Raw genomic sequence first — 24,963 nt, forward strand, 5'->3', positions numbered from 1 at the left:
ATGAGGAATCAGAAATCACCTTAGTCTGAGGTATCAGCCTGATCTTCAAGTTTGGCGAGGAAGCTGACTGTGTCACGTTCCTCCTTGATTTTCTCCATTACACGGCTGTTACCTACAATAGTCATGCCCTGCCGTGTCTTCTCATTCAGTATTTTTTCATAGAAAAGGCTTCGAGCTTTCTCAAATCGTGATTCTCCTGAGTCAAGCCCCAAGAATTCGACGCCGGGAAAGTCTTCATCGACTTTCTCCATAGATGTCTGGATTAGTTCTCTTTTTTCTTCAGGAGTCCAGGATTCATCCAGTACGAGTACTGAGTTGTCCGTTACTTTTTCCAGTACAAGTTCGAGCTTCTGTTGGAATTTCTTGCCGGATAGTTTCTCTCCGGACATGAACTCTATTGTGACTCCTTCCTCTTCGCTCATTATGACAACCTTTCGATTATTTCCTCATAAAGTTTATCTATATTCTCTCCTTCCTTAGCGGAGATTTCAAGCACCGGATGCTGAGGGAAGGCATCACGGACTCTTGAAGGATCAGATCCTTCCTTATCAATCTTATTAGCTAGAATCAAAATCGGGATATCCTTAGCTTCCAAGTTCCCAATTATAGTAACATTTACCTGCGTATAAGGATCTTCTGTGGAATCAAAAATCACTAGACACGCATCAACATCGTCCAAATATTTGATTGCCTCCACTATCCCTTTCGTAGCTTCCTTAGCTCGACCTTTTGCTTTATCTTCTTCCATACCGTGCTCTGTAAAGTCTTTGAAGTCAACATTTGTTGAGATTCCAGGCATATCAAGAAGGTTAAGATCAAGGCTTCTACCGTCGTCCGACTCGATCGTTACTTTCTCTTTCTTCTCTACAGCCCTTGTTTCGTGAGGGACCTCCGATACATTACTCATTTCCTCTCCTGTCAGGTCTTTACTGATTTCGTTGGCCAAGGTACTTTTACCTGCGTTGGGAGGACCATAAATCCCTATACCGATATCATCTTTCTCGGAGTCACCGAACAGGTTGCTGAACAAATCTTTAAGACGCCCTATCATTTTGACACCGCTCAATAACAAGTTCGAAGACGACTTATAAAAACCATTCCCTGTCAAACCCTTCCAACAACAGATTTTCCCGGCCTCCACAGAGAAAAATAAAACATTGACATCTCAAATCGGAGATATGAAGACCGAAAAGGGAGTAATCATAGTGGCCTACAAAGAAAGCCGGAGAAACAACCGGTACGCCATTCTGAAGAGGAAGAAGAACTGGGAAGGCTGGGAGCTACCTAAAGGTCACCTAGAGGAAGATGATTATGAAGACACGGTTAAACTTGAACTAGGCGAAGAAGCAGGAATAAAAGAAGACGAAATAGAAGAAATCACCGATCTAGAAGAAACTGCAGAGTGGACCTTTGAAGAAGACGGAGAAGAGATAAAGAGAGAATACAAAGCATTCATAGTTAGAGTGTCCGAAGAAGCTCAGATCGACATTACTGAGAACCCTCACGACGAACATGAACAAGGATTCTTCCTGAAAAAGAAAGATGTGGAAGGTCTTCTGACTTATCAGAACAATGTTGAGGTTTTGGAGAGAGCAGCTGAGATAGTAAGCCAAGAATGAAAAAAGTCTAAACCCCTCCGTTTCTTATGACACAACCCGACGAGATGCTGGAACTCTACCAGTTCGAAGGATGCCCATTCTGTTCAAAAGTACGGCAAAAATTCACAGACCTAGGGATAGACTTCATAGCGAGAGCAGTAGACCCAGAAGACAGAAGCAGAGTAGAAGAAGTATCGGGCCAAACGAATGTACCTGTACTAGTTGACCCTAACACCGACACCGTGATGCCGGAAAGCGATGATATCGTGGATTACCTGGAAGAGCATTATGGCTGAATGAGTCCAGATTCTAGAACCGCTGCTAACTCGTTATTTATTTTATATAACCCTTCTTCGTTTTCTTCTAAGGCTTCTTCTTTAAGATGAGGCATTCTACCGGGCTCAGAAATTATGTCTTTAGCATCATCAAGATCAAAGAGATCTCTTTCGAAGGAATCATACATCTCTTTTACCGCAGCCAGATGACCTTGAGGGTTTATTAGGCATTCAGCTTCAACTTCATACCCTAAACTTTCAAAGTGCTCCTCTATATTTTCGCATTGTTCCCTTGCTCGTGCAGCATGAGAAACTATAGTGTGTTGATTTAGGCTTTCAACATCCTTTACTTCATAAGCCCTTAGTTTCTCAGGAATTCCTCCTTCAGATACAAGTAAATCAACCTCTCCATCGTAATTACCGTTATATTCCTTGAATATGCCTGGAAATCTTTCTTCAACAGCTACAACCTCTGATCCATCATGAAGACCTGCGATCAATTCGACATATTCTGAAGAATTCTGAGCCGAAGCCATCATAGTTACATAATATAGTAAATTATATATTTTCTACTTCGGATACCTCTCTAACTGCCAGCCATTTGATTTTGGATATAGGATGATTCAGTGAAACTTTCAACAGAGATATGGTCAATATCGTTTTCCAAGCAGTACTCTTCTGCTTCTGTTTTTTCCTGGGCGAAGAACAGGCTGCCTTCTACATACGGTACTTGTTGCTCACTTTGTTCTAATTGGATTATATCCGTTGGTTTATCCCCAGTGTTCGTTAGGACTACGCCTTGGTTTGGTATGTTTTGCTCTGAGATTATGGTTTGTGCTGCCCTGGTCTTCAGGTTCTGATAACCTTCTATACCGAAGTCGAAGGAGAAATCGTGGTAGGGACTGGACCAGTAATCAGCGTCTAACTCCTGGTTTATTTCTTCAGTGATAGAGTCAACCATGCTTTCGAATTCGTCATAGCTGAAGTCTTCATCAGCCTCATAGGATGGCACCATCGCCAGTTCGTCTCCTAGATCGTAGAAACGCCATGGGATGAAAGGATTACCGATAAAGGCATTGGTCACAGCCTCAACCGCAGCTAAATCTTTCTCAAAGCAGATCTTGTCATTTTGAAACGAGAATAATTCTTCAACATCGGTATCCGGATAGTTCTTTATACTTGATATCACATTCTGAACATTCGAATCACTATAGATATGCTCATACACTGTTCCTTCTACAGAGAAACGATCTTGGTCAAGGTTTACTCCTACAGCTTCTAAGGCAGCTGAGCCTACTACATTGGACTTGTTGTCTCCGTACATAAACTGGACTCCTTCCTCAGCTAGAGATTCGAAGAACTTCATGTTAAACCTGTATATATCCTCTCTTCCGACCTCTCCTTCAGGAACGACATAACGCGGATCACGGGCATCAGCAACAGACTCCAGATCCTCAGCCAAGTAATAAACAGCACCCATCTCACCGGCAACATCAACACCTTCAAGACCAAGGAAATCGACCTGCTCCAACAAAAAACCGGTGCCACGACCAGAAATAATGCCCGGATTCAAAATATCCTCAGACTCGATCAAAGAATCAAAACCATCAGAAACACCTCGGTGAAAAACATCACCACCAGAACTCCGCCTACGCACCGGACCATCAAAATCAGTAAACGGCTTCAAAACAACACTCTCACCACCACTTACCTCATCCAACAACTCAGCAGTCCGCTCAACTTTTCCACCAACCGGCTCAAGAAAACCTTCCCAATCACTACCAGAAACCATACAAACAAGACAGAGAAAACACAGGTAAAAACACCCTCTACACCAAAAAATATACAAAAAAGTGCATACATCTGCTGAGGTAGTCTATCGAGAAGACAAACCTCAGAAAGCGTACAGCTCAGAGTCTACAAGGACAAGTATGTTCTTCAGTTAGATAGGCATAGTCCAAAGTATAGACCTATCAGACATGCTTTTTGTCCTGAGAGGGAAGAAACTAACTTTCTATTTTTCTTTTCAGATAAAAAATATTTTTGGAGAAAGGAGCTATCCATCAATTATACACAAGCGTGATACTTATGCTTGGCGTACACTCGGACCCACATAAATGTTCTTGTTCGGGATAATTCTTCAGATATCATTTTTCTACAAATTTCAAGCCTCTTTCTACCAAAGCAACACCTAATCCTAGAGTTAAGGACCGATAAATAAGAGAAAATACTTTTAGCAACCGGTTCTCTGGTTCTAAAAATAAATTAAGTCTCCAAGAACTGTCTTCCATAGCAGTTAACTCAGAATAAGATGTGAATTGATCAACATCCAAACTTGTATCTGGAGAGCTTACATCGTTCCTGGAGAAAAATAATCCTGTAGATTTCAATTTCAGATATTTTATTACATCAGCTACCTTTCCTTCTTCAGCAGTTGCTATACTAATATGACTTTTGAAGTTAGAACACCTAAATTTTATCGACTCATCAGATGAAGACGAAATAGTTAGATTTATTGACCTAGATTTATCCTTGAGATAGCAACCATCGCCCTCAACGCTAATGTTTAGTGTCTGATTCTTTCTACTATCAAATTGAGCCTCTCCCGTCATTGAATTAAGGCCATATTCTGGAAAAACCCATACTTCATTTAGGCCACCTTCAGGCGCATTCACAGCAATTTCAAATTTATTAAATTCGTTCTGGTGGGCTCCTGAGGCCAATGTATATGAGCTGAAACCAAAAATTAGTAGAAGTAATACAATCGTGCCTAATTCAATTTTTTCATTGAATTTATGCTTATTTAAGAGGTAAAAAATTGTTATACCCCCTAAAATAGGTATTAATACTAGCCCAATAGTTTTTATTGTATTTAACCCTTCTAGATTAAAAAATAGCCACTCACAGGACATCGTAAGTGCAAGCACAATAAGGAGCTTGAAAATTAAAGAATACTCTCTGAGCCAGTTAGAAAGCTTCGGCATAATAATATGTAATCAATTAAATCCAAAAAATCTCGCTTGGGGGTGCTTGTAGAGATTGATAAATTGCACGAATATATTGAACAGAATTAGGAGTGGACCGGCCCAGATTTGAACTGGGGATCTCCACGTTTCCTCGGTCTGTACGCGTTTTTCCACAGTGCATTCGTTAGAATGCTCTTTTGCGTGTGGATCTGAGCGTAACCAGTCCATATCAGCGTGGCGCTCTAACCTGGCTAAGCTACCGGTCCGTGTGTATTTCTTTGTTTGGTGGTAAGTTTCTAAAAGGGTGTTGTGGAAACTGTAATTTTCCCTGGTTCTGTACAGGTTATTGGTAGTTAGTTTTATTTTCGGTCTGGTACTAGTTGTGTTTTGTGAGTTGGCAGGATGATGTAGCGAGCCGAGTCAAGTCGGTTGAGGACGAGGTTGAAGGTGTTTTTCCCAGGAGTTATGCTGCCAAGACCAAGGTTTTCTTAGACCATTTCATGCCTTTCGCATTGATAATGCTAGGTAGTTTGTTGACAGTGAACTACCTGGTTCCTGTGACAGCTAAAATGAGTGTTTACATCAACTACGCCAACTGGATACTTGTAGCATACTTCAGCCTGAGACTAGCCATGGCATTCAGACTAGCAGAAAGTGACAGAAAATTCCTGAAACAACACTGGTTCGACGCACTCCTCGTAATACCTGCATTCACATTGTTGAAAGAATTCCGAGGACTAACACTTATAGAAGAAACACTAGCAGAACAAGAAACCGAACAAGCACTAACCAACCTGCCAATCGCAGCACAAATATCACGGATAATACGGATAATCAAAAGAAGCATCAAACTCTAAACAAATAAACCAACTCAGACACAAATACAGGTCTATGAAAACAGCAGTCCTCGGCGGCGGATGCTTCTGGTGCACCGAAGCAGCATACCAACAGCTAGAAGGAGTCAAAAAAGTAATCTCAGGATACGCCGGAGGACACACAGACAAACCCACCTATAGGGAAGTATGCAACGGAAACACCGGACACGCAGAAGCAATCAAAATACAATTCAATGAGGAAGTGCTATCTTATGAGGAGATTTTGGAGTTCTTCTTCCGGATCCACGACCCAACCACAGAAGATAGACAAGGACCAGACACAGGCAGCCAATACCGCTCAATAATACTGTATAGTTCTGAAGAACAGAAAGAAGTTGCGGAGAGTTTCCTAGAAGAAAAACAACCAGAATACGAAGACGAAATAGTCACCGAACTGAAGGAGTTGGATAAGTTCTGGAAAGCCGAAGAAAAACACCAAGACTACTTCGAGAAGAATCCGGAGGATGCTTACTGCACGATGCATGCCCAGCCAAAAATAGAGAAAGCAAAGGTGTTTTAGCAAGGGAAAAATTTTTAGAGATAAGTTCCAATCTTAAACCATGGATGAAGATAGTAGAGATGGTGCTGTTGCAGGTCTAGGTTCTATCTTCGTTTCTGTGCTTTTCGCAACTATGTACTTCACTTCCTCACCTGATAATATTTTGATCTTAGTGATTGCGGTTTTCTTAGGTCTGATAGGTTTAGGCGCTCTGGCAAAGCCAGATACTATAGGACCAGTAGTAGATGAATTTCTTAGGAGAATAAGTGAAGACGGTGAAGAACTCAATTCTGAAGAGTCTCAAAATGTAACTGTAATGGGCGACAATCACGGAAATATCGCGAATAATTCCAAATCAAAAAATGACCAATCAGATTTCTAAAAATCGCCTTACGGTTGACCAAACCTAGCTTGAAAGTTTGGGCCAGACGGGATTTGAACCCGCGACTACCAGATAACTCTTGTTTTTGGGAAGAGTCGCTTTCCGCAGGAAATGCGGCAAAGCATGATTAAACTCTGCCCGAGTTTAAGAGTCTGGTGCTCTGCCAGACTGAGCTACCGGCCCCTTGGTCTGTGTATAGAGTGGTTTCCGGAAATTCTTTTAATACAATTGTAACGGTGAAGTGTAGAAGAGAACGGGAACTATAGAGAAAATTTGGAAGAATAAAGGTTTATTCCCGGAGTTCTGTTTTCCGGATTTCGAGTTCTCTGAATGGGTAGATTTCTTCACTTTTTTCTCTCATTTCTTCTTGGATGTTGTCTGTGAAGATGTTCTCCATGAACTCGTTGTACATCTGTTCTCCAGCTTTCTCGTCTAGAATGTTTTGCAGTTCTTCTCTTACTGCTGAGAGTGTGCTGGATGATGTTTTTCTGAGTGTTGATCCTACTATTTTGACTCTGACTTCTCTATCGTCTTCTGTGGTTACATCGTGGACCATGTCGAATCGGTCGCTTCTCTTGGAAACCATTCTTGAGACGAATTCTGAGGAACAGTCAAGTCCTTGGATTTCTGTGAAGGCTTTGTTACCTTCTACTTCTGTAACCTTCAAGGTTACATCCATGTAGTATTTGCTTGAGTCGTCTAAGAGTTCGTTTAGACTTTCTCTGATTGTCCGGCCTCTTACCTGTGAAGCCTTTTCTGCAGGCGTCTCGGAGACATCGTCAACATCGAAGATATCCGGCGCCTGAATATTATACCAGTTCTTTTGAAGTACAGCCTTAGCCATACACAAAACACCCGGGTCAAAACTTTATAAACGGTGTGTGGAGCAGAGGTAGAATATGGACATAGAGTTCTTCGATGAAGAGAAACACGACTACTTTCTGGACGAGTACCGAAAGTATTCTAGAGAGCCAGAGAGTGATGAGAAGGAATTTTTCAGGTCAGAGTTAGAGAGTATCGCCCAGGATATTTCTGATATTACCGGAGCTTCCACAGATTTCAAACTCTACTTTGCGATGACAGACTGCTCAACTTTTGATGAAGATGCTCCAATCAACCGGTATGTTCATGGTTTTTCTTTTGCTGAATGGATGGAAGGATTTGAAAGAGATGTAGTTATGATTAGAGCTGTCAGGTACAGAGAGAACTGGAAAGATTGCCTGATCAACATGATGGCGCATGAGATGGCTCACCAGGAATTTTACTCAAGAAATCAAAGTGCTCCTTATACTAATCTGGAGAATCTTATTTTCGAAGGCCATGCCATGAATAGAGCTGAACAAGTCTCTGAAAAAATAGGAGTCAACTGGAAACCTCACTACCGATCAAATCAAAACCCAGATGTCAATTCAGAAACAATAATCAATGTTTTAGACGAAGATAGAACATATCAACCTGATAACATATTTCAGAACGGTGAAGAACCTTGCATAAAAGCTGAGGGCTATCAAATAGCTTACCTGATAGTTAAACTCATTATAAACGAAAAGAGCTACGAGATAGACGAAATACCAAAATTAGCTGATAAAAGAAATATTGTAGAAGGAGCTCTAAGCGAAGTTCTTAATTAGTCTTCCTCAGCAACTTTTTCTTCCATATCTTCCACAAATTTCTCACTTTCTGTTAGCATCGGATTATATATGTTGTGGGGTCTTTAGCATACATGGAACAAGACTACCTTCCTCAAAACCTTGAAGATCCTCCTTATGCCGTTAAATTAAATGTTGGAGATCACGAAAGCTTTAGAGAAGTGTTGCCTGTTTTCAATGGCGTTACTAAGGACAGTTACAGGGACAATACCAGCCCATTATTAGTTATGGATTCTTATGGCGTTCCAAATGGAGGTATAGATGATTTTGAAACATTAGTAGATAACAGGACATTTTTCGAACCAGAGAACTTTTACTCCATATACCCAGGTTCAGGAAGAAGGCAGATGGAACTCGAACACCCGGAAAATCATCACTCGATCAGTCCAAGTGAGAAGACAGATTGGACTGGAAGAGACCAATCATTGAGAAAACTTCTGACAGAAGTTGTCGACGAGCACAATCTTGAACAGGACACACTGTTCTATCTGACCGATATGGCTGCATACGACACCTCAACACCTCGAAATACCACAGTACCAGAGACAGAACATGTATTGATTCAGGATTTAAACGGTTACTCGGTTTTCTTAGATTGGGAGGAAAGCACCGAATTAGATCAAATGAAGATTCCGAACTTCAATTTAGAGGACTGGAAACCGGAGAATTTATAAAAATTATGCGCAAAATACATCTGAGGAGGGGGAAGCAAAATGAACCAAGAAGAAAATGAATACGATTCAGAAAATTACTCATTAGAAACCGTTGCAGAAACATACCGTGAAGCAATAGAATTAGTCTTAGGTGACGGAGAACCACTGGAAGAAACCAGTGCAGAAACACTTCAGGAGACGATAATGGGAGAAGGCTTGGATGGAAATTACCAAGTCAAAGAAACCACTGCAGAAACAATGGAAGAAGCAATAGCTCAGACAGGTTTGTAGTTCGTTTTAGACCTCTTCAGCCACTTTTTCTTCCAAACTTTCCATGAACTCGTCCTTTTTGTCTCGTGGTATCTTCGCACCTGCTGCGATATTGTGGCCTCCTCCTTCACCATCAACTTCTTCACAGATTTCTCCGATGATCTCTCCGAGGTTGAAGCCATCTTCTACTACTTCTTTCCGCGCCCTGGAGGAAATCTTGATCTGTTCTTTTTCTGCATGTGCTGCACCCATGACTACCGGACAGTCGAAGGCTCCGTTGCTCATGGTGATGGTTGTGACTGTTCCGATGAAGTCTTCACCTATATTTGAACCTGCGTCGATTATGCCTACTGTGTCTTCGTATACTACATCGTTGTCTTCCTTGTTGTTTTCGAAGTATCTGAGGGCTGAACTGATTTTTCGACCGTATTTGGTTGAAATCTTCTCTGCCAGGTCTAAATCATCTTCCAATAAAATTTTAACTCCTTTCCGTGGTTCTCCTAGTCTTCCACATGCGTTGATTATGGTTGAGAATTCGTCGATTTCATATCCGTTTGGCAGTGTGTAGATGTCGTTGAGGAGCTGTGGTACCTCGTAGCCTCTCTTGATCATCTTGTGGATTAACTGTTTTTCCTCTTCCTCGGATAGATCTGCCAGTGTCTTGAAGTCGCCGTTCTCACGAATTTCAACTCCGGCTGACTTAACTAATTGGATTGCTCCTGATTCATCGTTAGAGACGCCTTCAAGGTGAGGGTCGGAGGTATACATCAGGCTTTTCTGCAGAGGTTTGGTCGTTCTTCCGTATAGGTCAAGTCCTTGCCTTTTCTCGATTATATCGTTTTCTACTGCTTCTTCCGCTAGTTCTTCGTTCAGTCCCAGGAACTCTCCTTCCTGTTTCTGTACGTCTCCTGTGGCACCGATTAAGGCGTACTTGACGAGGTCCTGGTTGTCTTCGTCGACTGCCTTAGCCAAGAGATAAGCCATTCCTGCTGCTGAGATGGCTTCTCCTCCGTCAATGCCGAGGAAGTGTGGGTTGAGGTGGGTGAAGTCTCCCTCTATCTGTGGTTCGTGGTGGTCTACGACGACTACTTCCTTATCCGTCTCTTCGATTATGTGTTCTTGAATAAGTTCTGACTGTCCTGATCCTATGTCTACAAATAGGAGTAGTTCTTCGTCTTCTTCTGCTATTCTCTCTACATCTTCTTCGTATAGTTGCCTCAGTATCTCGTATTCGAAGTTTTTGTCGAGTCTGTCCAGCATTTCGTGGCTGATTGCTGTTGCGTTTATCCCGTCTGCGTCGTACTGTCCGATTAAACGGATTTTTCCATCGAAGTCTTTGATTTGCTGTGCTGCAGGTTCGGCTTCATCTAGGATATCGTCTACCATCTCTAGATTATTCTGAGAGGGAGGAGCATTAAATTGGTTGTGTATTTCGATGGAGAGTTGGTTGGAGAACTTGGTTCGATTATACTCGAACAGTTTAGCACAGTTTTTAAACACAACCCTTTTCATTTAGTTTCCATGAGGAAATACATACTATTCTTAACGGTTATATCTTTGATGAGCGTGGGCGTAACTGCTCAAAACACCCAGGAACTTGATTTAAGTTACGGGGAGGAAGTTGAATTAAACGAGTACACTTTTCGGTACGATGACCAAGACGGTACGAGATATTTTGAAGTTACTGTAGAAAGAGACGGTTCTACTTTTTTAGTTGAGCAACAAACTCAAGATGAACTCTACGACCTGGAAAAACCACATACCTTCGATATTTCAGACGAACTGGATATCGAACTCAAGGAAATGACCTCAGATAAAAACGGAGTAGGTCTCAACCTAAGCCTGAAGGCCTCGGAAAACATTTTCGCAGACGCCGACATGTCGACTTCTGCCCCTGACAGAGTGTTTGTAGGTCAGAGTGAAGAAGTTGATATCCCTTTGACTCTTGAGAACACTGGAATCGTGAACCAGACTTTCAGCCTTGGAGCGGTCCATAACACATCTGCAGAAGTCTCTTATAACTTCCAGGACTTCAACGTGACAAAGCTGAAGGTTGACAATGGAAAGGAAGAATCTATCAGCGCCAAGATTGATGTTCCGGAGACTGCGAAGAAAGGAACTTACCATTTCGAACTCTATGCTGAGGATAAGAGCAGAGTATCTGAGAACATTACTGTAGAGATCAGGGAAAGCAGCGATGCCAGTGAGCGAAGAAGAATCTCATTAGATGCTGAGGAAAGCTTCATAGGTGTCAAACCAGGGGAGGAAAAGCAGATACCTGTAAGAGTTAGAAACCGGGGAACAGTGACAATCGACAACATTGAGGTAGATGTAGAAGCTCCTGAAGGATGGGAAACCGAACTAACACAGTCCAGCAGTCCCAGCCTCGAACAGTACGACTCATTTAGAACCATGGTAACAGTCAAAGCACCTGTAAACGCCCAGCCAGGTGACAACTTTGTAGAGGTCTCGGCTTCATCCGATGAGACGGCTACAGAAGAACCTGAAAGAGTAAGGGTAGAAGTTCAACAGGAAAGCAACCTGAGATACATCGGATTAGGTATAATGGGATTCAGCCTCGTGCTACTCATAGTAGTCTACAGAAGACTGGGTAGGAGGTGAATCCGGATGTCCAAGATTGAATTGCAGGGTGTAGAGAAAAGTTATGGAAGCCATGAGGTCTTGAAGGGCTTTGATCTCTCGGTGAAGGAAGGAGAAATCTTTGGGCTTCTCGGTCCCAATGGTGTTGGGAAGACTACTCTTTTCCAGACAGTTATCGGGCTTTTGAGGGAAGACGACGGCACAGTGAAAATTGAAGGCGAGGAACACACTGGAGGGAAAGAAGTACGAAGTAAAATTGGTTACCTGCCTTCTGATATAAGTTTTTACGGCGGTATGTCGGCTCGTGAAAACCTGGAATACTTTGCACAGTTAGCAGGCACTGAGCCTGATTTTGATGAACTTTTGGAGCTTGTTGGTTTGGAGGAAGATGCGGATAGGAATCCGAAGGATTTTTCGACAGGAATGAAAAAGAGGCTGGGGATTGCTCAGTCCTTGATTAAGGATCCTGAAATCATTATTTACGATGAGCCGACGACCGGTTTAGATCCTGAAGGCAAGAGACGGTTCAGGCAACACGCTGAAAAGATAAACAAGGAGAAAGACAAAACGATAATAATTTCTTCACACATCACTACCGAGATTTCACCTCTCTGTGACCGTTTCGGGATAATGAAGGATGGGGAAATAGTTGCATGCGGTACTAAAGCCGAGTTAAGCAAAGAGACAGACAACGACCTAGGAATACTTATCGAAGCAGAGGACACAGACAAACTAGTCCAAGTAGTTGAGGACAGCAGCCTTGACGTCGAGGTCTTAGTGGATGATACTGAAGTGGAAGTAGTTACTGAGGATGACATACGGTCTGAACTATTCCGAATTTTACTGGAAAATGATGTAGACGTTAAGACTTTTGAGATTGAGGAGGAAACCCTTGAAAACGCTTACATGAAATTGACGGGTGAAGCCTGATGGGCTCTATGTGGGATGTAGCTTCTAAAGAAGTCTCAGACAGCTTCTCCAGCAAAAAATTCCTAGGCATGGTAGTACTTTTCACACTCTTCTCCATGGGAGCCGTCTTCATGGGATTCAAGGATTACCAGATGAAGATGGATCAATTCCAAAGCGGTGGATGGGTTCCTGAGAAGCCTACCCTGCTTGACATATTCAACTTCATGATGGGGTTCAACATGCCTATAGCAGCAGGAGGACTAGCCATAGCCTTCAGCTATGCAGCAATATCCGATGAGAGAAGTGAAGGAACGATAGAACTACTGCTTTCATACCCGGTATACCGTGACGAGATTATAAACGGCAAGTTCATCGCCAGAATCTTCAGCCTGGGATTCGCCCTGCTACTAGCATTCCTAGCATCATCAGGACTGACAATATACCTGACAGACACACTGCCGACAATGAACCAAGTGATAAGACTGAGCTTTGTCTGGATAGGCACCATAGTATACATGGGATTCTTCACAGCCCTAGGAACACTATTCTCAACGCTACTAAGATCAAGATGGAGAGCCTTAGGACTAAGCATATTTATACTGCTGCTGTCGCTTGCAACACCGTTGATGGCACAGATAGCAGCCAGCCAGATTTACCAGTACGACGCAACAGCAGGAACCCAGATGCGCGAAACTAGAACCACTCCAAACGGAATAACAGTAGTAGAAGAATCCGATGACCGGAGAATTAGCCGGGAAGAGGTTCGCAGACAGAGAGACAGATTCAAACAGAAAGTATCACGCCTCTCACCAACCACAGCATACCAAAGCTTTACCTCAACGATGCTGCTACAGACTGCAGGAAATGAGATAGATCCAACAGTATCAGAAAGCATCGACAACGCGATAGGCTACCTCATCTTCCTAATAAGCGAAACAATCCTCATGTTCACAGCCAGTTACACAGTATTCATGAGACAAGACCTGTAAAAAACTCCAATCTCTCCCATTCTTATTTTCCCACTTGTTAAACAGCAAAATAATCCCTAGAAAAACTTAGAATGTTTAAAGAATCAAAGTGTCTATGAATAGAATAAAAGATAAGTAGAAGGTATGTTATTCGTCGGCTGCGTACTCCCAGTCTTCGGGAATATTGCCTTCTTCACGATGGTAGTCAGCAACCTTCCTAACCTTCGCCTTAGCAAGCTCTAACTGTCTCTGAGCCTGTTCATCACTTGGGTTCTCATCAAGATGGCTTTGAATACTTTCTGCCTTCTCAACAAGGTTCTTCAGGTCTTCAGGCATCTCAGGAGCTGCATCCTCTTCTTCAAGGATTTCAGTCAGCTTCTTACCGGTTGCCTGCTTAACACTCGGGACACCGTATTCGTCACGAAGCCTCAAACCGATTTGGGCAGGCTGAAGACCTTCTTCACGGAGCTCAAGGATAATTTCAATTATCTCGTCTTCCTCAAACTCAACCCAGTCAGGATTATCTTTTTCAACAGGTTTAGAACTACCAGAACTACCATGCGCTTCTTTATGCATTCTACTCATTGATAATTTCACCGATTGTATGCCAGCCAAGCCACTCAAGACTGTGCTGGTCTAACAACAGATAGGGAGAAAAATGTTTTAAAACAGACAATCAGCAGATGAGTAAGTAAAGAGAGCAAAAAAATATAAGAGTAACATCATGGTGTTAACATGTTATGACTTTGACTGTTGATGTGCCGGATGGTTTAGAGAAGGAGATTGATTCTGAGGTTGAGAAGGGCAGGTATCAGAATAAGTCCGAGTTGGTTCGTGATGCTATTCGGAGGCTTCTTGAGGAGAGGAGTGAGGTTGAGCGAGCTGAGTTGAATAAGGAGTATGCTGAGGAGATTAAGCGGCGTATGAAACAAGTTGAAGAAGGAGAGATTGGGCTTGACGATATGCGGACTATGGATGAGATTGCTGAAGATGAAGGTTTGAAGGAGTGAAACTCTACTTTCATCCAAAGGCAGATGAAGAACAGGATATAGATTGTTACAGGTTGAAGATCAAGACCGATAAAAACCTGTAGAAGTCAACTAGAGAATGATAATCTCAGCATACCAGAGCCAGTTCGTCGCATACGGCATAGAACACCGCGACAGAGTCTACTCAAAAGTATATCTGGAAGAGGTTAAGGACAGGACGTACTGAAGGTGCTAAACTCCACAGCTTTCATTCCAGATACCTTTTCCTTCTCTTCTACTTTCTGTCCCCAGTTCACGGTATTTTTCCTTTCTCTCAAAACTGGAGTTGTAGACCCGGGCGTATCCTTTCTTCAGTAGTTCCTGACCCAGATCTGAACCATTATATTCTAAATAAGCAAGCAGTCGACCGTAGGCTCCGCGTCTATCTGCCTCCGAATCTGTTGCTACCTGTATTTCCCTGTCAGCTAGTTTTTCCTGGGCGAACTCCGAGGCTTTTTCTCCCATCTCTCTGAGGCATTTCCTGCTTTTGGAAGTGTTTTCCAGGAAGTATTCCTTGGGGATGTTTTGTCCGCTGATTTCCGGTGTGTCGATTCCGAGGACTCTGACAGTGTCCTTTCCGTTGTTTTGTATGTCGACTGTGTCGCCGTCGATTACTTCTACGGTTTTTGCTGTAATATTTGCCTGCTTTGTTTTTCCCGAGTTTATGTCTGTTGCTGTTGTAACAGCTGATATTGTGAATGCTGTGATAAGTAGGGTTGTGATTATTGTTTGTTGGTTCATTCGGAAGCTTTTCTAGTCCATTTTTCTGCAGGAAGAATAAAAAAGACGCAAGGTCAAGAAGTTTGTTATGAAGGACTTGGAGAAGAAGATTTTGGCGCCTTGGCTTGCAACCGGTTTACTTGTTTCAATAGTACTGACCTCGATAGTTGGTGGCAGCCTAGTATTTTTGGAAACATTCAGTATCAGCGTTGCATCAGTTTTATTTGCGGTTTTAACAGTTTTGACGAGTGTCTACATGGTTTTGCGTTACCGGAACTGGGGTTTCGAGATGAGAGACGACTACCTATATCTGGAGCATGGTGTTGTTACGAAGGTGAAGACTAAGGTTCCTTATGTCCGTGTTCAGCATGTTGACACACAGAGAAGCCTTGTTGACAGGATTTTCGGGCTTTCACAGCTTGTTGTCTATACTGCCGGTAGCAGAGGTGCTGATGTCGGTATTCCAGGGCTTCTACCGGCGGATGCTGATGATATTCAGGAGCGTCTGAGAAAAGTTGCTGTTGAGTCGGAGGAAGAGTTCGGTGACGCAGTATGAAACTGTCGAAAATTTCGATACCTTACAGAGCCGTTAAGTCAGCTGGAACCATTCTGGCGATCGGAGCCTTCAGTTCATTGGAAAGCCTGAGTTTCGCCCCGGGCTACGCATTAGCTATGCTTGGAATATTTTTTGCAGGATCTCTAGGGATAAGTTGTTGGTTTTACCTTGTCTGGAGGAACTTCAGCTTTGAGATTACCGAGGATACTTTTGACATCAAATCCGGTGTTATCCGGAAGCAGCGTCGTGAGATCCCTCTTCACAGGATTCAGAATGTTGATATCAGTCGAAGTATTTTCCAACGGATACTAGGTATCGCAAAAATCAACTTGGAGACGGCTGGCGGGAAGACCAGTGAGGCGTCACTGAAGTATGTTGACAGGGAGAGAGCTAAGGACATTCAGAGACAGGTAAGAGAGCTTAAACAGGAGGGGAAAGACATAGAGGAAGTTGATGAGGAAGAGTCTCCGATATTTTCCTTGAGTCAGAAGGAGCTTACTGTCCTGAGCCTTACATCCCTGAACTGGAAGGCTCTGTCCACAGTATTTGTCGGTATGGGGCTTCTAGGAGCTGTTGGTCCGGCAATCGACGACGCAATCAATCTTACATTTCTCTCAGTAGCGGTTATTCTAGGAGGGATTATCGTTTTTGGAGGTCTGGTTGCGAGCGCGGCATCCAATTTGAACAAGTATTATGATTTCAAGCTTTTCCGGCGTGGTAAGAGCCTTGAGTTTGAGCGCGGACTTCTTAACCGTTCTGAAGGCAGCATTCCGTTTGAAAAGATTCAGAACTTGAGGATTGAGGAGAACCCGTTACAGAGGTTTTTCGGTTATGCTACTTTGAAGGTGGAGACGGCAGGTTATTCAGGACAAGATCAACAGCAGCAAGGTCCGGAAGTGGCAGTACCTCTCGCCGAGAAACGCCGGGTTGAAGAGCTTTCAAACGAGATTTTCCAGCACGGCAGCTACGATATTCAAGGCGTCCCGGCTCGAAGCTTCAGAAGATACTTTGGCAGATACCTATCTGCTTCAACCGTCCTGACAGGACTTTACTTCGGAGCAACGCAGCTCACACAGACAGTATTTAACCCATATATACTGGTCCCTCTAACCATTGCTTCAGGCATTGGAGCATGCCTAAAGTATGTTCATAGAGGTTTCTACGAAGGGAAAGAGTTTTTCTATACAAGAAACGGATTCTGGAACAGGATTACCTCTGTAACTCCTTATTACCGGATTCAAAACCTTGATCTAAGTCGCTCAGTTTTCCAGAGAAGACTGAAGCTGTCAAGCCTCATCTTGGATACTGCCGGGATCTATGCCTTCGCCCGCAACCCGAGAGCCATCGATATAAATCAGGAAACAGCCGAGAATCTGTTTGAAAGAGTGTTTGAGTCTTTCAAGTCTTCTTCGAAGAGAGACTAGGTTATTTGTACCTTGCTCTCTCTTCTATCTCCGGCAGCTTGTCCAGTACTTCTTCACTTCCTTCTTCCCCGTATTTCTCCGAGAACAAACTCCAAAGCTCCTCTTTATCGGCGTGACTGGTTTCCAGAATATTTTTCAATAAGTGTAGGTCTACTGCCTTGTCCTCCACCCTCTCAGAATGATATGCAAGACCGAAATCAATCATGTACACCTCTTGATCTTGGGCTATTGCGTTGCTAGTGGTTAGATCGCCGTGGATTATGTCTACTGAGTGGAGTCTTGCTACCTGAACCGCTAATTCTTCGATGAGGCTTGGTTGTTCTTCAATTATCTGTTTCAGTTGTTTTCCTTTTATTTTCTGCATCTTAAATTCTGTTTCTGATTCTTCAACTACTTCCGGTGCTTTTACGCCGTTTTGCCGGGCTTTCTGCAGTACTCGTGCTTCTTGCTTGTTTCTTTCCGTTCTTATTCTTTTGTCGAGTTCTGGGTGTCGGTACTGTTTCTTTTTTCTGTCTTTCTCTACTTCTTTTTCTTTGATTGTTACTGTGGCTTCTGCTCCTTGTATCTGTTTCATTCTTCTCTTAGCTCCTTTCTGAGTTGTAGCATGTTTTTGCGTCTCAGTTCGTGTCTGTATTCAGGACTGTTAAATATCCCTTTTATGTGCTCTGTAAGTCTCTGCGCGGCGAGATGTTTGGGTACTGATACGAATGTTGCTCCTTCTTCCATAAGTTGGTGTGCCTGTTCTGCGTCCGGTGATCGCAGTATTTTATCTGCTTCAGTATCTAACCCTATGATCTTGTCTGATACATGTCGAAGCGGTACTGTTGAGACTATGAGGTCTGCTTCCTTGTAGTTTGCTTCTTCCCATGGCTTTTGATGCATTACATCTCCGAAAACATAGTCTATGTTTCGTTCTTTCAGTCCGTCTATTTTTTCTGGATCGTATTCAATGACAACCGGTTTCTCTTCAAGACCTTCGACAATTTTCTTGCCTTGTACATCATATCCTATGAGGATGATGTGGTTTTCCGGTTCGTCGACGGTTGACTCCATTCCGTCTGGTGTGGCGAAGAGGTTGGAGAATATTTTGTACAGTTTTTGCTGGTTTCTGCTGGTGTAAGCCGATAATGTCATCGTTGCTGCAGTAGCTACTACCACTGATTGAAGGAGACCTATCTGTATGAGTTCAAGCAGGTATGCCTGTATCGCGATGATTACTGCGAACTCGCTTACCTGATCCAGTCCAAGACCTGTTAGGAATGCTACCCTGCTGTTCTCTTCTACCGTACGCAAAGCAGTATAAATCACGAAAGGATTAACAACTAGGGTAAACGCTGTTATTGCCGCAGCCGTGATGAATACTTGGGTGTCTGCGGTTGCCGCTATTGCTCCGATGGATACGAACAGTATTGCTGTGAAGAAGTCTTTGAGAGTTCCAACTGTGTCGATTATCTCCAGGCTGTAAGGGTATTTTGAAAGAGCTAGACCTGCTGCGAACGCTCCGACGACGGTTGGAATTTCCAGTATATAGGAGATTCCTACGAATCCTGCGAGCGTTCCAAGTGAGAAAACCATTATTGTCTCTGTTGAGTCTTTGAAGCTTTTCGCGAAAACTGTAAATCCTTTTTTAAAGCTGTAAGACAGGATCAACAGGACTAAACCGTAGGTTACGGCGTGTAAAGGAGTTACTGAGAAGATCAGAAGTATCAGTATTACAGCTGCCAGATCTTGAAGGAGTTGAACTGTTTCAATTAGTCTGCTGTGCACCAGTTCTTTTCTTAAGTCGTCGCTGATAAGCTCTAATCCAACTAGGGAAGATGATAGGGCTGATGCAGATACAAATACTGCTATTTCAATCCCTCTTAGCTGTAGTAGAAGTGCTGTGGGCAGTGCTAGGGTCGTTGTCATGACTATGGATACGACGGCGGCTAGTCCTCCGTTTCTTGCGACTGATTGAAGTTTGCGTGTGCTGAACTTTACACCATAGATGAAAACCAGGAATGCTATGCCCACTCTTGATAGGTCAAGCACCTGATTTAGTTCCATGAAATTGGTTAAGAATAGCCCTGATAGTATATAGAGCGGTACAGCTGGTTGGTCTAGTTCTCTGGAAATCAGCAGTGCTGTTGCTGCTGCCGTGAAGATAAGTGTAAGTGTAAACAGTATTTCGCTCATCTTGATTGCCACTTGATTTTTTCTTTTTCAGCTTTTATTTCCTGTTTGAATAGCTCCGGTTCTTCCCTGTAAAGGTTGAGGTAGTCGAGCAGTTGCTCTGCCGTCAACTCGTTCCTGCGTATCACATAATGTGCGCCGAGTTCGTACAGCTCCAGGGCTTCTTCCAAGCTTTCAGCCCTTAAGAAGACTGTGGCATCAGTTACATCGTCAAGCACTTGAAGGTTTACCTCGTGCTGACCGGACACCGAGACGACGAGCTCAGCGCTTTGAAGCCTGGAAGAGTTTCTTATCTCACCATGCCGGAAATCACCGTAGATATACTCAAAGCTTGAGCCGCTCAGTTCATCTATATTGTTGGAGTCAGAGTCAATAACAAGTATATCGTCAAAGCTTTCTTCCAGAGTTGTAACTATTCCACGGGATATTGCATCGTAGCCTACGATAACCGCATGATCTTCTAATCGACTGATATCTACATCATTCTTTTCCTCTGACTTGAATCCTTCAAGCAAGTGTTCAAACCTGGAATGAAGAGAGGTATTGAAGTTTATGAGGTACGAGGATACTGTCATGGTTGTTATGGCTGTGAGGCTGGCAAAGCCGACGAACTCTGTGGAAATCATTTGTTTGGATGCGGCTAGCGTTGCTAGGACAATTGAGAACTCGCTGATTTGTGCCATGTTTATGCTGGATAGGAATGAGGTTTCAGGTGAGAACTTGGAGTAATCTGTAAGCAGAAAGCCTGAGAAGAACTTAAGTGGGATAACCAGCAGTGATACTATGATTGCTTCCATCCAGTACATTGCTATGGCGTCTTGTGTAAGCTTGAGTCCTACTCCTATGAAGAAGACTGCCATGAATACATCTGTGAGCGGTCTGATTCTTTCCATAACCTCTTCACTGATCTTTAGCCTTCCCAAGCCGATTCCTGCAAGAAATGAGCCGATCTCAACCGACAGGTTTAGGAACTGAGAGACCTGGATAAAAATGAAGAGCCAGGCAACTGCATAGATCAGGAATCCGTGTTTCTCCTCAGCAAACGAATTAAATAGTCTTGAAAGAAGATACTTAGACGATATTACAGATACGACAGCTGTTAAAAGTATAAATACAATCGTTTCACTTATTTTAAATCCTAGGGCAGTGAAGCTGTTGGCTGAAGTGTTTAAAGCGGCTAGACCTAGGACAACAACTATGTCTTGAAGTAAGAGTATGCTTACATCCAGCCTTCCTGGTAGAGAAGTTATCTGGTCTTTGTCGGAAAGCATTTTTACTACTACTGCCGTTGAGGAGAACATCAGGAATACTCCTGTGAATGCTGCCTGGACAGTTGTAAAGCCAAGCAGGTTTCCTATTATGAAGCCTGATATAAACATGAAGACCATTTGAAGACCTCCTATTAGAAGTGTAGGACCTATAATTTCCTTTACATCCTCAACATCGATTTCCAAGCCGATCAGGAACAGTAGGAATGCAAGACCGAGTTCTGAGAACAGTTTGATGGCTTCGCTGTGTGAAGTTACTCCGAATACCGCTGGTCCTAGAACCAGTCCTGTTAAAATGTATGCGATTACCGTGGGCTGTCTGAGCTTGTGGAAGATTATGGCTAGGGCTGCTGCTGAAACCACTGCTAACGCCGCTGCCTGTACTCCTACAACCATTACTTCAACACTTCTTGGAGGTCCTCTTCAGAGATCGGTCCCCTACGATGAAGTACGGCTTCTCCGTTATTAACTTCTGCGATAGTCGAAGTAGGACCATCACTCAACTTACCTTCATCAACCACGAAATCAACCTTCTCCAGTAATTCATCAGAGATATCATCAACGCTGTAAGAAGTACTTTCGCCCGAGATGTTTGCAGAGGTAGCAGTTATAGGTCCTTCTTCAGCCAGTTTTCGAGCAGTTTCACTGCCTGGAATACGGAAGACAAAACTTTCATTCAAGTTATCTGGCACATGACTCTTTTTCTCTACGACTAAAGTTAGTGGTCCTGGCATAAACTCCTCAATCAATTTTCTTTCATCTTCAGTCAAATTAGCATGTTCTTCAACCTGCTCCAAGTCACAGCAGATAGTTGTCAAAGGCTTAGACTTCGGTCTCTGCTTCGCTTCGTATACTTTCTCCACTGATTCTTGATTTAATGCGTCTGCTGCGATTCCATACGCTGTCTCGGTTGGATAGACTCCGATTTTGCCTTCATCTAATCTTCCTCGGTATTCCTGGAGATTCATACTTAATTTACCCTCTCTTCACAGTCAAGGTTTTCGCAGCTAAAATCTAAAAATGGTTCCTGACCCGGGTAAGATTATGTCGTGCTTGAATTGACTACTCCCATTTCATATGCTGTGCCGTTGATTATGCTGTAGTAAGTGATCATAGCATCCCTACCGCGATACTTACTGTTCAGAAATATTCTTCCTTTCTCTAAACCGATATGCCCATCCCCGTCTGAATCCGTACCATCACTGATTATAGCTACTTTTTCACCTTCCGTCACCGGAAAATCCACGATTCCAGAATCGGATAAACCTAGAAATGATTCCTCCGCCCAGACACTTGTTTTCTTAGTCTTTCCACCGGCTTTCAAAGTATAATTCTCATCTTCAAATTCCTTGGTAAAGAACAATTTGCTGCTTTTAGATGTGAATTTTCCATCAACTACCTCATACACCAGCGTTTCATTCCCTTCATAGTACCTAGCATCTACCTCAGGCTCTTCAACAGGTTCAGGACCATAATCAACTTCTTTTGGTAAGGAAAAAAGCAGAACTACCAGTAATAAAAGAGGTAAGAAGCCTATTAGGATAACTTTTTTAAATTTCATTTGGATTGAAAAATCCTCCATACTCGTCCTCCATAGTTTCTGCAGTGGTACCTCTGGTTAACTCAGTAATCCCTCCAGCAGATTTTTCAAGAAAGTCACGCCTACCTAAAGAATTGCCGTCAACCATAGTATCTCACGCCCTCTACTTTTCTATACAAGTTTAAGACCCTTTCTAAACCTATAACTAGTTTCTTAATAGCTTAAAACTACTAAATCCAATCAACTTCGACTTGATCTGGACGCCAACCCGGCTTAACACCTGAATACGTCAAATCAAGCCCTTTATCACCATTTTTCAATTGAATTAATCCTTGGTGGGCAATCATCGCACCGTTATCCATGCAGTATGCTGGCGGCGGGAAGTATGCTTCTGCATCTCTCTGTTCACACATCTTTTCCACCATTTCACGCAGTCTAGAGTTCATTGCGACTCCTCCTGTAAGAAGTGCTTCTTTCGAACCGCTCTGACTCATCGCTCTTTCCAGTGCCTCTACTACAGCTGCATAGGCATGTTCCTGGAAGCTGTTGCAGAGAACCGGTTCTTCGACATCTCCAATCTTTCTCTGAGTTTCCGTGACTAATCCAGAGAAGGAGAAGTCCATTCCCTTGATAGGATAGCTTAATTCGATTATTTCATCAGTTTTACCTGCCTGATTCTCTATTTCCGGTCCTCCAGGATGTGGATAACCCAAGTCACGAGCCAGTTTGTCTAGTGCGTTTCCCAGTGCGATGTCCTGTGTTTCTCCGATCACTCGGTATCGCCCAGATCTGTATTCTATTATCTGACTGTTTCCTCCGGAGACATAGAGAGTGGTAGGGTCCTCCGCATTAGTGGTTCGAGTGCCGATGGAGATATGTGATAAGCAGTGGTTGACTCCTAGAAGAGGGATGTCGTGTTTCTCAGCCAGGCTTCTTGCCACGACTGCCCCAACATCCAAGCACTGAGGAATACCCGGGCCTTGAGAAAAAGCAATCGCATCAAGTTCATCAAAATCAGCGCTTTTCTGTTTCGCCTCATTCAACTTCTCCAAAGCATGCTGATAATGATGCTCAGCCGCCTTACGAGGGTGAATACCGCCCTCATCCGGCTCAAACATCGACTTCACACTACACAGCACTTCGTCTTCACTGACTACTCCAACTCCAAATGTATGTGCAGTGCTTTCAATTCCAAGAACTTTCATATCAAATAAATTAGAAGAAAGAGTTTTCAGTACTTTCTCTCAATGAATTCCTTAAGCTGAATAAGAGCTTCCTCCCTGTGAGAATTTTCATCCTTGAACTCTGGATCTTCGCCCCAGGTCTTATCATTTCCTTCTGGCAGGAACAACGGATCGTAACCGAACCCTCCTTCACCTCTTGGTTCAACAATTTCTCCTTCAACCTTGCCAGTGAAAACCCGATCTTCACCATCAGGAACATGCAGCGCTATAGCCGCTCTGAACTTGGCATCAGCACCTGGATCAACTAAGTCGAGTAATCTTTCCTTTCCGACCATACTGTCGAAAGGAGAGCTTAAAGGACCTGGAAACCCATTCAAAGAATCCACAAAGAGACCCGAGTCATCAGCGATAAGAAAAGTACTATCCTCAAGATCCGACTTTTCAACAACCTGCTTCACCTTAGAAAGAGCAATTTCCTCGATTGAACCGGACTGAGGCTCCACAGTTTCAACATCTAACTGTTCAACTTCACATTCAGAAAGAATATTTTGTGCATGCTCAACCTTACCAGAGTTACCGGTAGCGAAGTATATTTTCATGTAGAGAAACTGCAAGAGAAAAAAGTAGTTAGTTTAGGAGTGTTTTGTGTAGCCGCATTTGCCGCAGCTCATGCGGTCTTCGTGGTCTGCTAGGAATGATCCACATCTTGGGCACTTCTCTCCCTGTGAGTTCCCTTCTTCATCGTATTTCTCGTGAATCTGAACTTTCTCATGTTTTCCCATTATTGGTTCACCTCTGGTTCTCTAACCAGTCAATTAGTGTTGTACGGTTTTTATCTTGTTTCTCTGCTTCGATTGCGGCTTTCCAGTCGACTTCTTCCATTGCCTGAAGTGTTTCCTTGGCTTCTGTGATTGTTCCTGCTACTGCGTCTGCCAGGTCTTGTGTGACTTCGACTTCTTCCTCGATTGTTTCTTCCTGTAGTTCTTCATCGTACTCGAACTCTTGGAAGATTTTGAGTGTGGCTGTGGAATTGTTTTTACCATAGCCTGTGTAAATCGAGTCTACATTGATTTCTTCTTCGTTCAGGTTGTTTTCTGCTGCTACACGGTTTTTGACATCTTCTTTGGAAGGAGTTTCTTCTCCTTCATGGTTTACTTTGACTTCTGCTTCTCTGCGATCGAGAAGTGGATTCTCCTTAACTGATGTTAGTTGAACTTCCATAGTATTCACTTTTTTTATTTGACTCTGACAGCGTATCTGCCAGGTGTTGAGATACCGATTTTATCTGCGATTTCAGAATCTTCCGGGTCGTAGATTACGACTAGTCCGCTCCAAGAGTCGGATAGGTCGTTGTTTCTGCATACAGGACATTCTGACTCATCCTCTACAATCCTGTTGCAGTCTCTGCATGCTTTCTCAGCCATGA

At 43.2% G+C, this 24,963-nt stretch carries 34 protein-coding genes and 2 tRNA genes; 14 read left to right on the top strand and 22 right to left on the bottom strand.

Translation table 11 applies throughout. The features are described from left to right. Nucleotides 1-20: 20 nt before the first annotated feature. Together dipB and dipA are read right to left on the bottom strand one after the other, a co-directional pair. The gene (dipB, locus tag LC1Nh_RS03765; protein WP_153550372.1) at nt 21-422 is read right to left on the bottom strand and encodes a divisome-positioning protein B; all 402 of its coding nucleotides are present in this window, start codon (nt 420-422) and stop codon (nt 21-23) included. Beyond that, on the bottom strand, nt 422-1,051 hold the full coding sequence (dipA, locus tag LC1Nh_RS03770; RefSeq protein ID WP_153550373.1) for a divisome-positioning GTPase DipA: 630 nt from the start codon (nt 1,049-1,051) through the stop codon (nt 422-424). Before dipA ends, dipB begins: the two co-directional genes overlap by 1 nt. 127 nt (nt 1,052-1,178) lie before the next feature. Here dipA and LC1Nh_RS03775 point away from each other — a divergent pair, with 127 nt between their 5' ends. Continuing rightward, the gene (locus LC1Nh_RS03775; RefSeq protein ID WP_153550374.1) at nt 1,179-1,619 is read left to right on the top strand and encodes an NUDIX domain-containing protein; all 441 of its coding nucleotides are present in this window, start codon (nt 1,179-1,181) and stop codon (nt 1,617-1,619) included. A gap of 26 nt (nt 1,620-1,645) precedes the next feature. Continuing rightward, nucleotides 1,646-1,894: a glutathione S-transferase N-terminal domain-containing protein gene (locus tag LC1Nh_RS03780; protein WP_256727611.1), complete on the top strand. Its 249-nt coding sequence runs from the start codon at nt 1,646-1,648 to the stop codon at nt 1,892-1,894. On the opposite strand, the gene LC1Nh_RS03785 is transcribed toward LC1Nh_RS03780, so the two are convergent. From LC1Nh_RS03785 to LC1Nh_RS03800, 4 genes are all read right to left on the bottom strand, one after another. Further along, on the bottom strand, nt 1,885-2,409 hold the full coding sequence (locus tag LC1Nh_RS03785; protein WP_153550375.1) for a hypothetical protein: 525 nt from the start codon (nt 2,407-2,409) through the stop codon (nt 1,885-1,887). The genes LC1Nh_RS03780 and LC1Nh_RS03785 overlap by 10 nt on opposite strands. A gap of 50 nt (nt 2,410-2,459) precedes the next feature. After that, on the bottom strand, nt 2,460-3,665 hold the full coding sequence (locus LC1Nh_RS03790; protein WP_153550376.1) for a hypothetical protein: 1,206 nt from the start codon (nt 3,663-3,665) through the stop codon (nt 2,460-2,462). Nucleotides 3,666-4,020: 355 nt separating this feature from the next. Beyond that, nucleotides 4,021-4,857, bottom strand: a complete 837-nt coding sequence (locus tag LC1Nh_RS03795) for a hypothetical protein (protein WP_153550377.1) — start codon at nt 4,855-4,857, stop codon at nt 4,021-4,023. Nucleotides 4,858-4,950: 93 nt separating this feature from the next. After that, nucleotides 4,951-5,105, bottom strand: a tRNA-Ile gene (locus LC1Nh_RS03800). A gap of 123 nt (nt 5,106-5,228) precedes the next feature. Here LC1Nh_RS03800 and LC1Nh_RS03805 point away from each other — a divergent pair. The 3 genes from LC1Nh_RS03805 to LC1Nh_RS03815 are packed head-to-tail and all read left to right on the top strand — an operon-like array spanning nt 5,229 to nt 6,595. Continuing rightward, nucleotides 5,229-5,696 carry a hypothetical protein gene (locus LC1Nh_RS03805; protein WP_153550378.1) on the top strand — a complete coding sequence of 156 codons (468 nt, stop codon included), beginning with the start codon at nt 5,229-5,231 and terminating at the stop codon, nt 5,694-5,696. A 34-nt stretch (nt 5,697-5,730) separates the two neighbouring features. After that, nucleotides 5,731-6,234, top strand: a complete 504-nt coding sequence (gene msrA / locus LC1Nh_RS03810; protein WP_153550379.1) for a peptide-methionine (S)-S-oxide reductase MsrA — start codon at nt 5,731-5,733, stop codon at nt 6,232-6,234. A 40-nt stretch (nt 6,235-6,274) separates the two neighbouring features. Continuing rightward, nucleotides 6,275-6,595 carry a hypothetical protein gene (locus LC1Nh_RS03815; RefSeq protein WP_153550380.1) on the top strand — a complete coding sequence of 107 codons (321 nt, stop codon included), beginning with the start codon at nt 6,275-6,277 and terminating at the stop codon, nt 6,593-6,595. Between the two features lie 38 nt (nt 6,596-6,633). Here the strand turns inward: LC1Nh_RS03815 and LC1Nh_RS03820 are convergent. Both LC1Nh_RS03820 and LC1Nh_RS03825 read right to left on the bottom strand, forming a co-directional pair. Further along, nucleotides 6,634-6,778, bottom strand: a tRNA-Lys gene (locus LC1Nh_RS03820). A gap of 106 nt (nt 6,779-6,884) precedes the next feature. Further along, complete coding sequence (locus LC1Nh_RS03825) at nt 6,885-7,439, bottom strand: eS1 family ribosomal protein (RefSeq protein ID WP_153550381.1); 555 nt, start codon at nt 7,437-7,439, stop codon at nt 6,885-6,887. Between the two features lie 55 nt (nt 7,440-7,494). Between LC1Nh_RS03825 and LC1Nh_RS03830 the strand changes: the two genes are divergently transcribed. The 3 genes from LC1Nh_RS03830 to LC1Nh_RS03840 all read left to right on the top strand — a co-directional run bounded on the left by LC1Nh_RS03830 (nt 7,495) and on the right by LC1Nh_RS03840 (nt 9,188). Further along, nucleotides 7,495-8,226, top strand: a complete 732-nt coding sequence (locus LC1Nh_RS03830; protein WP_153550382.1) for a DUF2268 domain-containing putative Zn-dependent protease — start codon at nt 7,495-7,497, stop codon at nt 8,224-8,226. 92 nt (nt 8,227-8,318) lie between these two features. Beyond that, nucleotides 8,319-8,918, top strand: a complete 600-nt coding sequence (locus tag LC1Nh_RS03835) for a hypothetical protein (protein ID WP_153550383.1) — start codon at nt 8,319-8,321, stop codon at nt 8,916-8,918. A gap of 39 nt (nt 8,919-8,957) precedes the next feature. Continuing rightward, complete coding sequence (locus LC1Nh_RS03840; RefSeq protein WP_153550384.1) at nt 8,958-9,188, top strand: hypothetical protein; 231 nt, start codon at nt 8,958-8,960, stop codon at nt 9,186-9,188. Nucleotides 9,189-9,194: 6 nt separating this feature from the next. Here LC1Nh_RS03840 and recJ read toward each other — a convergent pair whose 3' ends face one another. Further along, nucleotides 9,195-10,553 carry a RecJ family nuclease gene (gene recJ, locus LC1Nh_RS03845; RefSeq protein WP_217907011.1) on the bottom strand — a complete coding sequence of 453 codons (1,359 nt, stop codon included), beginning with the start codon at nt 10,551-10,553 and terminating at the stop codon, nt 9,195-9,197. 135 nt (nt 10,554-10,688) lie between these two features. Here recJ and LC1Nh_RS03850 point away from each other — a divergent pair, with 135 nt between their 5' ends. From LC1Nh_RS03850 to LC1Nh_RS03860, 3 genes are read left to right on the top strand one after another with little or no spacing between them, the layout of a single operon-like run. After that, entirely contained in the window at nt 10,689-11,789 is a 1,101-nt protein-coding gene (locus LC1Nh_RS03850; RefSeq protein ID WP_153550386.1) for a COG1470 family protein, read from the top strand. 6 nt (nt 11,790-11,795) lie between these two features. Continuing rightward, nucleotides 11,796-12,698 (top strand): ABC transporter ATP-binding protein, encoded by a 903-nt coding sequence (locus LC1Nh_RS03855; RefSeq protein ID WP_153550387.1) that lies wholly within the window; start codon nt 11,796-11,798, stop codon nt 12,696-12,698. Next, nucleotides 12,698-13,666, top strand: coding sequence for an ABC transporter permease (locus LC1Nh_RS03860; protein WP_153550388.1), 969 nt, complete (start codon nt 12,698-12,700; stop codon nt 13,664-13,666). The genes LC1Nh_RS03855 and LC1Nh_RS03860 overlap by 1 nt, the downstream gene beginning before the upstream one ends. A gap of 126 nt (nt 13,667-13,792) precedes the next feature. On the opposite strand, the gene LC1Nh_RS03865 is transcribed toward LC1Nh_RS03860, so the two are convergent. Then, the gene (locus LC1Nh_RS03865; protein ID WP_153550389.1) at nt 13,793-14,230 is read right to left on the bottom strand and encodes a 30S ribosomal protein S15; all 438 of its coding nucleotides are present in this window, start codon (nt 14,228-14,230) and stop codon (nt 13,793-13,795) included. A 155-nt stretch (nt 14,231-14,385) separates the two neighbouring features. Here LC1Nh_RS03865 and LC1Nh_RS03870 point away from each other — a divergent pair, with 155 nt between their 5' ends. Then, nucleotides 14,386-14,655 carry a ribbon-helix-helix domain-containing protein gene (locus tag LC1Nh_RS03870; protein ID WP_153550390.1) on the top strand — a complete coding sequence of 90 codons (270 nt, stop codon included), beginning with the start codon at nt 14,386-14,388 and terminating at the stop codon, nt 14,653-14,655. Nucleotides 14,656-14,865: 210 nt separating this feature from the next. Here LC1Nh_RS03870 and LC1Nh_RS03875 read toward each other — a convergent pair whose 3' ends face one another. Then, nucleotides 14,866-15,414, bottom strand: a complete 549-nt coding sequence (locus LC1Nh_RS03875) for a thermonuclease family protein (protein WP_153550391.1) — start codon at nt 15,412-15,414, stop codon at nt 14,866-14,868. A gap of 67 nt (nt 15,415-15,481) precedes the next feature. Here LC1Nh_RS03875 and LC1Nh_RS03880 point away from each other — a divergent pair, with 67 nt between their 5' ends. Together LC1Nh_RS03880 and LC1Nh_RS03885 are read left to right on the top strand one after the other, a co-directional pair. Next, nucleotides 15,482-15,949, top strand: coding sequence for a PH domain-containing protein (locus LC1Nh_RS03880; RefSeq protein WP_153550392.1), 468 nt, complete (start codon nt 15,482-15,484; stop codon nt 15,947-15,949). After that, nucleotides 15,946-17,373 (top strand): PH domain-containing protein, encoded by a 1,428-nt coding sequence (locus tag LC1Nh_RS03885; protein WP_153550393.1) that lies wholly within the window; start codon nt 15,946-15,948, stop codon nt 17,371-17,373. Before LC1Nh_RS03880 ends, LC1Nh_RS03885 begins: the two co-directional genes overlap by 4 nt. A 1-nt stretch (nt 17,374) precedes the next feature. On the opposite strand, the gene LC1Nh_RS03890 is transcribed toward LC1Nh_RS03885, so the two are convergent. The 11 genes from LC1Nh_RS03890 to spt4 form a co-directional block, all read right to left on the bottom strand. Then, complete coding sequence (locus LC1Nh_RS03890; RefSeq protein WP_153550394.1) at nt 17,375-17,947, bottom strand: KEOPS complex kinase/ATPase Bud32; 573 nt, start codon at nt 17,945-17,947, stop codon at nt 17,375-17,377. Continuing rightward, nucleotides 17,944-19,548: a cation:proton antiporter gene (locus LC1Nh_RS03895; RefSeq protein ID WP_153550395.1), complete on the bottom strand. Its 1,605-nt coding sequence runs from the start codon at nt 19,546-19,548 to the stop codon at nt 17,944-17,946. Before LC1Nh_RS03895 ends, LC1Nh_RS03890 begins: the two co-directional genes overlap by 4 nt. Beyond that, nucleotides 19,545-21,209: a cation:proton antiporter domain-containing protein gene (locus LC1Nh_RS03900; RefSeq protein WP_153550396.1), complete on the bottom strand. Its 1,665-nt coding sequence runs from the start codon at nt 21,207-21,209 to the stop codon at nt 19,545-19,547. The genes LC1Nh_RS03895 and LC1Nh_RS03900 overlap by 4 nt, the downstream gene beginning before the upstream one ends. Continuing rightward, a complete protein-coding gene (locus LC1Nh_RS03905; protein WP_153550397.1) occupies nt 21,209-21,781 on the bottom strand; it encodes an L-threonylcarbamoyladenylate synthase in 573 nt (190 codons plus the stop codon). Before LC1Nh_RS03905 ends, LC1Nh_RS03900 begins: the two co-directional genes overlap by 1 nt. A 74-nt stretch (nt 21,782-21,855) precedes the next feature. Continuing rightward, entirely contained in the window at nt 21,856-22,374 is a 519-nt protein-coding gene (locus tag LC1Nh_RS03910) for a hypothetical protein (protein WP_153550398.1), read from the bottom strand. Next, entirely contained in the window at nt 22,364-22,501 is a 138-nt protein-coding gene (locus tag LC1Nh_RS03915; RefSeq protein ID WP_153550399.1) for a hypothetical protein, read from the bottom strand. The genes LC1Nh_RS03910 and LC1Nh_RS03915 overlap by 11 nt, the downstream gene beginning before the upstream one ends. Before the next feature lie 82 nt (nt 22,502-22,583). Then, nucleotides 22,584-23,558 (bottom strand): KEOPS complex N(6)-L-threonylcarbamoyladenine synthase Kae1, encoded by a 975-nt coding sequence (gene kae1, locus LC1Nh_RS03920; RefSeq protein ID WP_153550400.1) that lies wholly within the window; start codon nt 23,556-23,558, stop codon nt 22,584-22,586. Between the two features lie 26 nt (nt 23,559-23,584). Further along, nucleotides 23,585-24,136: a non-canonical purine NTP pyrophosphatase gene (locus LC1Nh_RS03925; protein WP_153550401.1), complete on the bottom strand. Its 552-nt coding sequence runs from the start codon at nt 24,134-24,136 to the stop codon at nt 23,585-23,587. A 33-nt stretch (nt 24,137-24,169) separates the two neighbouring features. Next, nucleotides 24,170-24,319, bottom strand: a complete 150-nt coding sequence (locus LC1Nh_RS03930) for a 30S ribosomal protein S27ae (protein WP_153550402.1) — start codon at nt 24,317-24,319, stop codon at nt 24,170-24,172. Between the two features lie 7 nt (nt 24,320-24,326). Then, the gene (locus LC1Nh_RS03935) at nt 24,327-24,758 is read right to left on the bottom strand and encodes an eS24 family ribosomal protein (RefSeq protein ID WP_153550403.1); all 432 of its coding nucleotides are present in this window, start codon (nt 24,756-24,758) and stop codon (nt 24,327-24,329) included. A 14-nt stretch (nt 24,759-24,772) separates the two neighbouring features. Beyond that, nucleotides 24,773-24,961 carry a transcription elongation factor subunit Spt4 gene (spt4, locus tag LC1Nh_RS03940; RefSeq protein WP_153550404.1) on the bottom strand — a complete coding sequence of 63 codons (189 nt, stop codon included), beginning with the start codon at nt 24,959-24,961 and terminating at the stop codon, nt 24,773-24,775. Nucleotides 24,962-24,963 lie beyond the last annotated feature (2 nt).

It is taken from the genome of Candidatus Nanohalobium constans (genome assembly GCF_009617975.1).
In the GTDB taxonomy this organism is placed as follows: domain Archaea; phylum Nanohalarchaeota; class Nanosalinia; order Nanosalinales; family Nanosalinaceae; genus Nanohalobium; species Nanohalobium constans.

Excerpts from the sequence above, each read along its gene's own strand:
- dipB (WP_153550372.1), bottom strand. The coding sequence starts at position 422 with ATGAGCGAAGAGGAAGGAGTCACAATAGAGTTCATGTCCGGAGAGAAA.
- dipA (WP_153550373.1), bottom strand. The coding sequence starts at position 1,051 with ATGATAGGGCGTCTTAAAGATTTGTTCAGCAACCTGTTCGGTGACTCC.
- LC1Nh_RS03775 (WP_153550374.1), top strand. The coding sequence starts at position 1,179 with ATGAAGACCGAAAAGGGAGTAATCATAGTGGCCTACAAAGAAAGCCGG.
- LC1Nh_RS03780 (WP_256727611.1), top strand. The coding sequence starts at position 1,646 with ATGACACAACCCGACGAGATGCTGGAACTCTACCAGTTCGAAGGATGC.
- LC1Nh_RS03785 (WP_153550375.1), bottom strand. The coding sequence starts at position 2,409 with ATGGCTTCGGCTCAGAATTCTTCAGAATATGTCGAATTGATCGCAGGT.
- LC1Nh_RS03790 (WP_153550376.1), bottom strand. The coding sequence starts at position 3,665 with ATGGTTTCTGGTAGTGATTGGGAAGGTTTTCTTGAGCCGGTTGGTGGA.
- LC1Nh_RS03795 (WP_153550377.1), bottom strand. The coding sequence starts at position 4,857 with ATGCCGAAGCTTTCTAACTGGCTCAGAGAGTATTCTTTAATTTTCAAG.
- msrA (WP_153550379.1), top strand. The coding sequence starts at position 5,731 with ATGAAAACAGCAGTCCTCGGCGGCGGATGCTTCTGGTGCACCGAAGCA.
- LC1Nh_RS03815 (WP_153550380.1), top strand. The coding sequence starts at position 6,275 with ATGGATGAAGATAGTAGAGATGGTGCTGTTGCAGGTCTAGGTTCTATC.
- LC1Nh_RS03825 (WP_153550381.1), bottom strand. The coding sequence starts at position 7,439 with ATGGCTAAGGCTGTACTTCAAAAGAACTGGTATAATATTCAGGCGCCG.
- LC1Nh_RS03830 (WP_153550382.1), top strand. The coding sequence starts at position 7,495 with ATGGACATAGAGTTCTTCGATGAAGAGAAACACGACTACTTTCTGGAC.
- LC1Nh_RS03835 (WP_153550383.1), top strand. The coding sequence starts at position 8,319 with ATGGAACAAGACTACCTTCCTCAAAACCTTGAAGATCCTCCTTATGCC.
- LC1Nh_RS03840 (WP_153550384.1), top strand. The coding sequence starts at position 8,958 with ATGAACCAAGAAGAAAATGAATACGATTCAGAAAATTACTCATTAGAA.
- recJ (WP_217907011.1), bottom strand. The coding sequence starts at position 10,553 with ATGGTAGACGATATCCTAGATGAAGCCGAACCTGCAGCACAGCAAATC.
- LC1Nh_RS03850 (WP_153550386.1), top strand. The coding sequence starts at position 10,689 with ATGAGGAAATACATACTATTCTTAACGGTTATATCTTTGATGAGCGTG.
- LC1Nh_RS03855 (WP_153550387.1), top strand. The coding sequence starts at position 11,796 with ATGTCCAAGATTGAATTGCAGGGTGTAGAGAAAAGTTATGGAAGCCAT.
- LC1Nh_RS03860 (WP_153550388.1), top strand. The coding sequence starts at position 12,698 with ATGGGCTCTATGTGGGATGTAGCTTCTAAAGAAGTCTCAGACAGCTTC.
- LC1Nh_RS03865 (WP_153550389.1), bottom strand. The coding sequence starts at position 14,230 with ATGAGTAGAATGCATAAAGAAGCGCATGGTAGTTCTGGTAGTTCTAAA.
- LC1Nh_RS03870 (WP_153550390.1), top strand. The coding sequence starts at position 14,386 with ATGACTTTGACTGTTGATGTGCCGGATGGTTTAGAGAAGGAGATTGAT.
- LC1Nh_RS03875 (WP_153550391.1), bottom strand. The coding sequence starts at position 15,414 with ATGAACCAACAAACAATAATCACAACCCTACTTATCACAGCATTCACA.
- LC1Nh_RS03880 (WP_153550392.1), top strand. The coding sequence starts at position 15,482 with ATGAAGGACTTGGAGAAGAAGATTTTGGCGCCTTGGCTTGCAACCGGT.
- LC1Nh_RS03885 (WP_153550393.1), top strand. The coding sequence starts at position 15,946 with ATGAAACTGTCGAAAATTTCGATACCTTACAGAGCCGTTAAGTCAGCT.
- LC1Nh_RS03890 (WP_153550394.1), bottom strand. The coding sequence starts at position 17,947 with ATGAAACAGATACAAGGAGCAGAAGCCACAGTAACAATCAAAGAAAAA.
- LC1Nh_RS03895 (WP_153550395.1), bottom strand. The coding sequence starts at position 19,548 with ATGAGCGAAATACTGTTTACACTTACACTTATCTTCACGGCAGCAGCA.
- LC1Nh_RS03900 (WP_153550396.1), bottom strand. The coding sequence starts at position 21,209 with ATGGTTGTAGGAGTACAGGCAGCGGCGTTAGCAGTGGTTTCAGCAGCA.
- LC1Nh_RS03905 (WP_153550397.1), bottom strand. The coding sequence starts at position 21,781 with ATGAATCTCCAGGAATACCGAGGAAGATTAGATGAAGGCAAAATCGGA.
- LC1Nh_RS03910 (WP_153550398.1), bottom strand. The coding sequence starts at position 22,374 with ATGAAATTTAAAAAAGTTATCCTAATAGGCTTCTTACCTCTTTTATTA.
- LC1Nh_RS03915 (WP_153550399.1), bottom strand. The coding sequence starts at position 22,501 with ATGGTTGACGGCAATTCTTTAGGTAGGCGTGACTTTCTTGAAAAATCT.
- kae1 (WP_153550400.1), bottom strand. The coding sequence starts at position 23,558 with ATGAAAGTTCTTGGAATTGAAAGCACTGCACATACATTTGGAGTTGGA.
- LC1Nh_RS03925 (WP_153550401.1), bottom strand. The coding sequence starts at position 24,136 with ATGAAAATATACTTCGCTACCGGTAACTCTGGTAAGGTTGAGCATGCA.
- LC1Nh_RS03930 (WP_153550402.1), bottom strand. The coding sequence starts at position 24,319 with ATGGGAAAACATGAGAAAGTTCAGATTCACGAGAAATACGATGAAGAA.
- LC1Nh_RS03935 (WP_153550403.1), bottom strand. The coding sequence starts at position 24,758 with ATGGAAGTTCAACTAACATCAGTTAAGGAGAATCCACTTCTCGATCGC.
- spt4 (WP_153550404.1), bottom strand. The coding sequence starts at position 24,961 with ATGGCTGAGAAAGCATGCAGAGACTGCAACAGGATTGTAGAGGATGAG.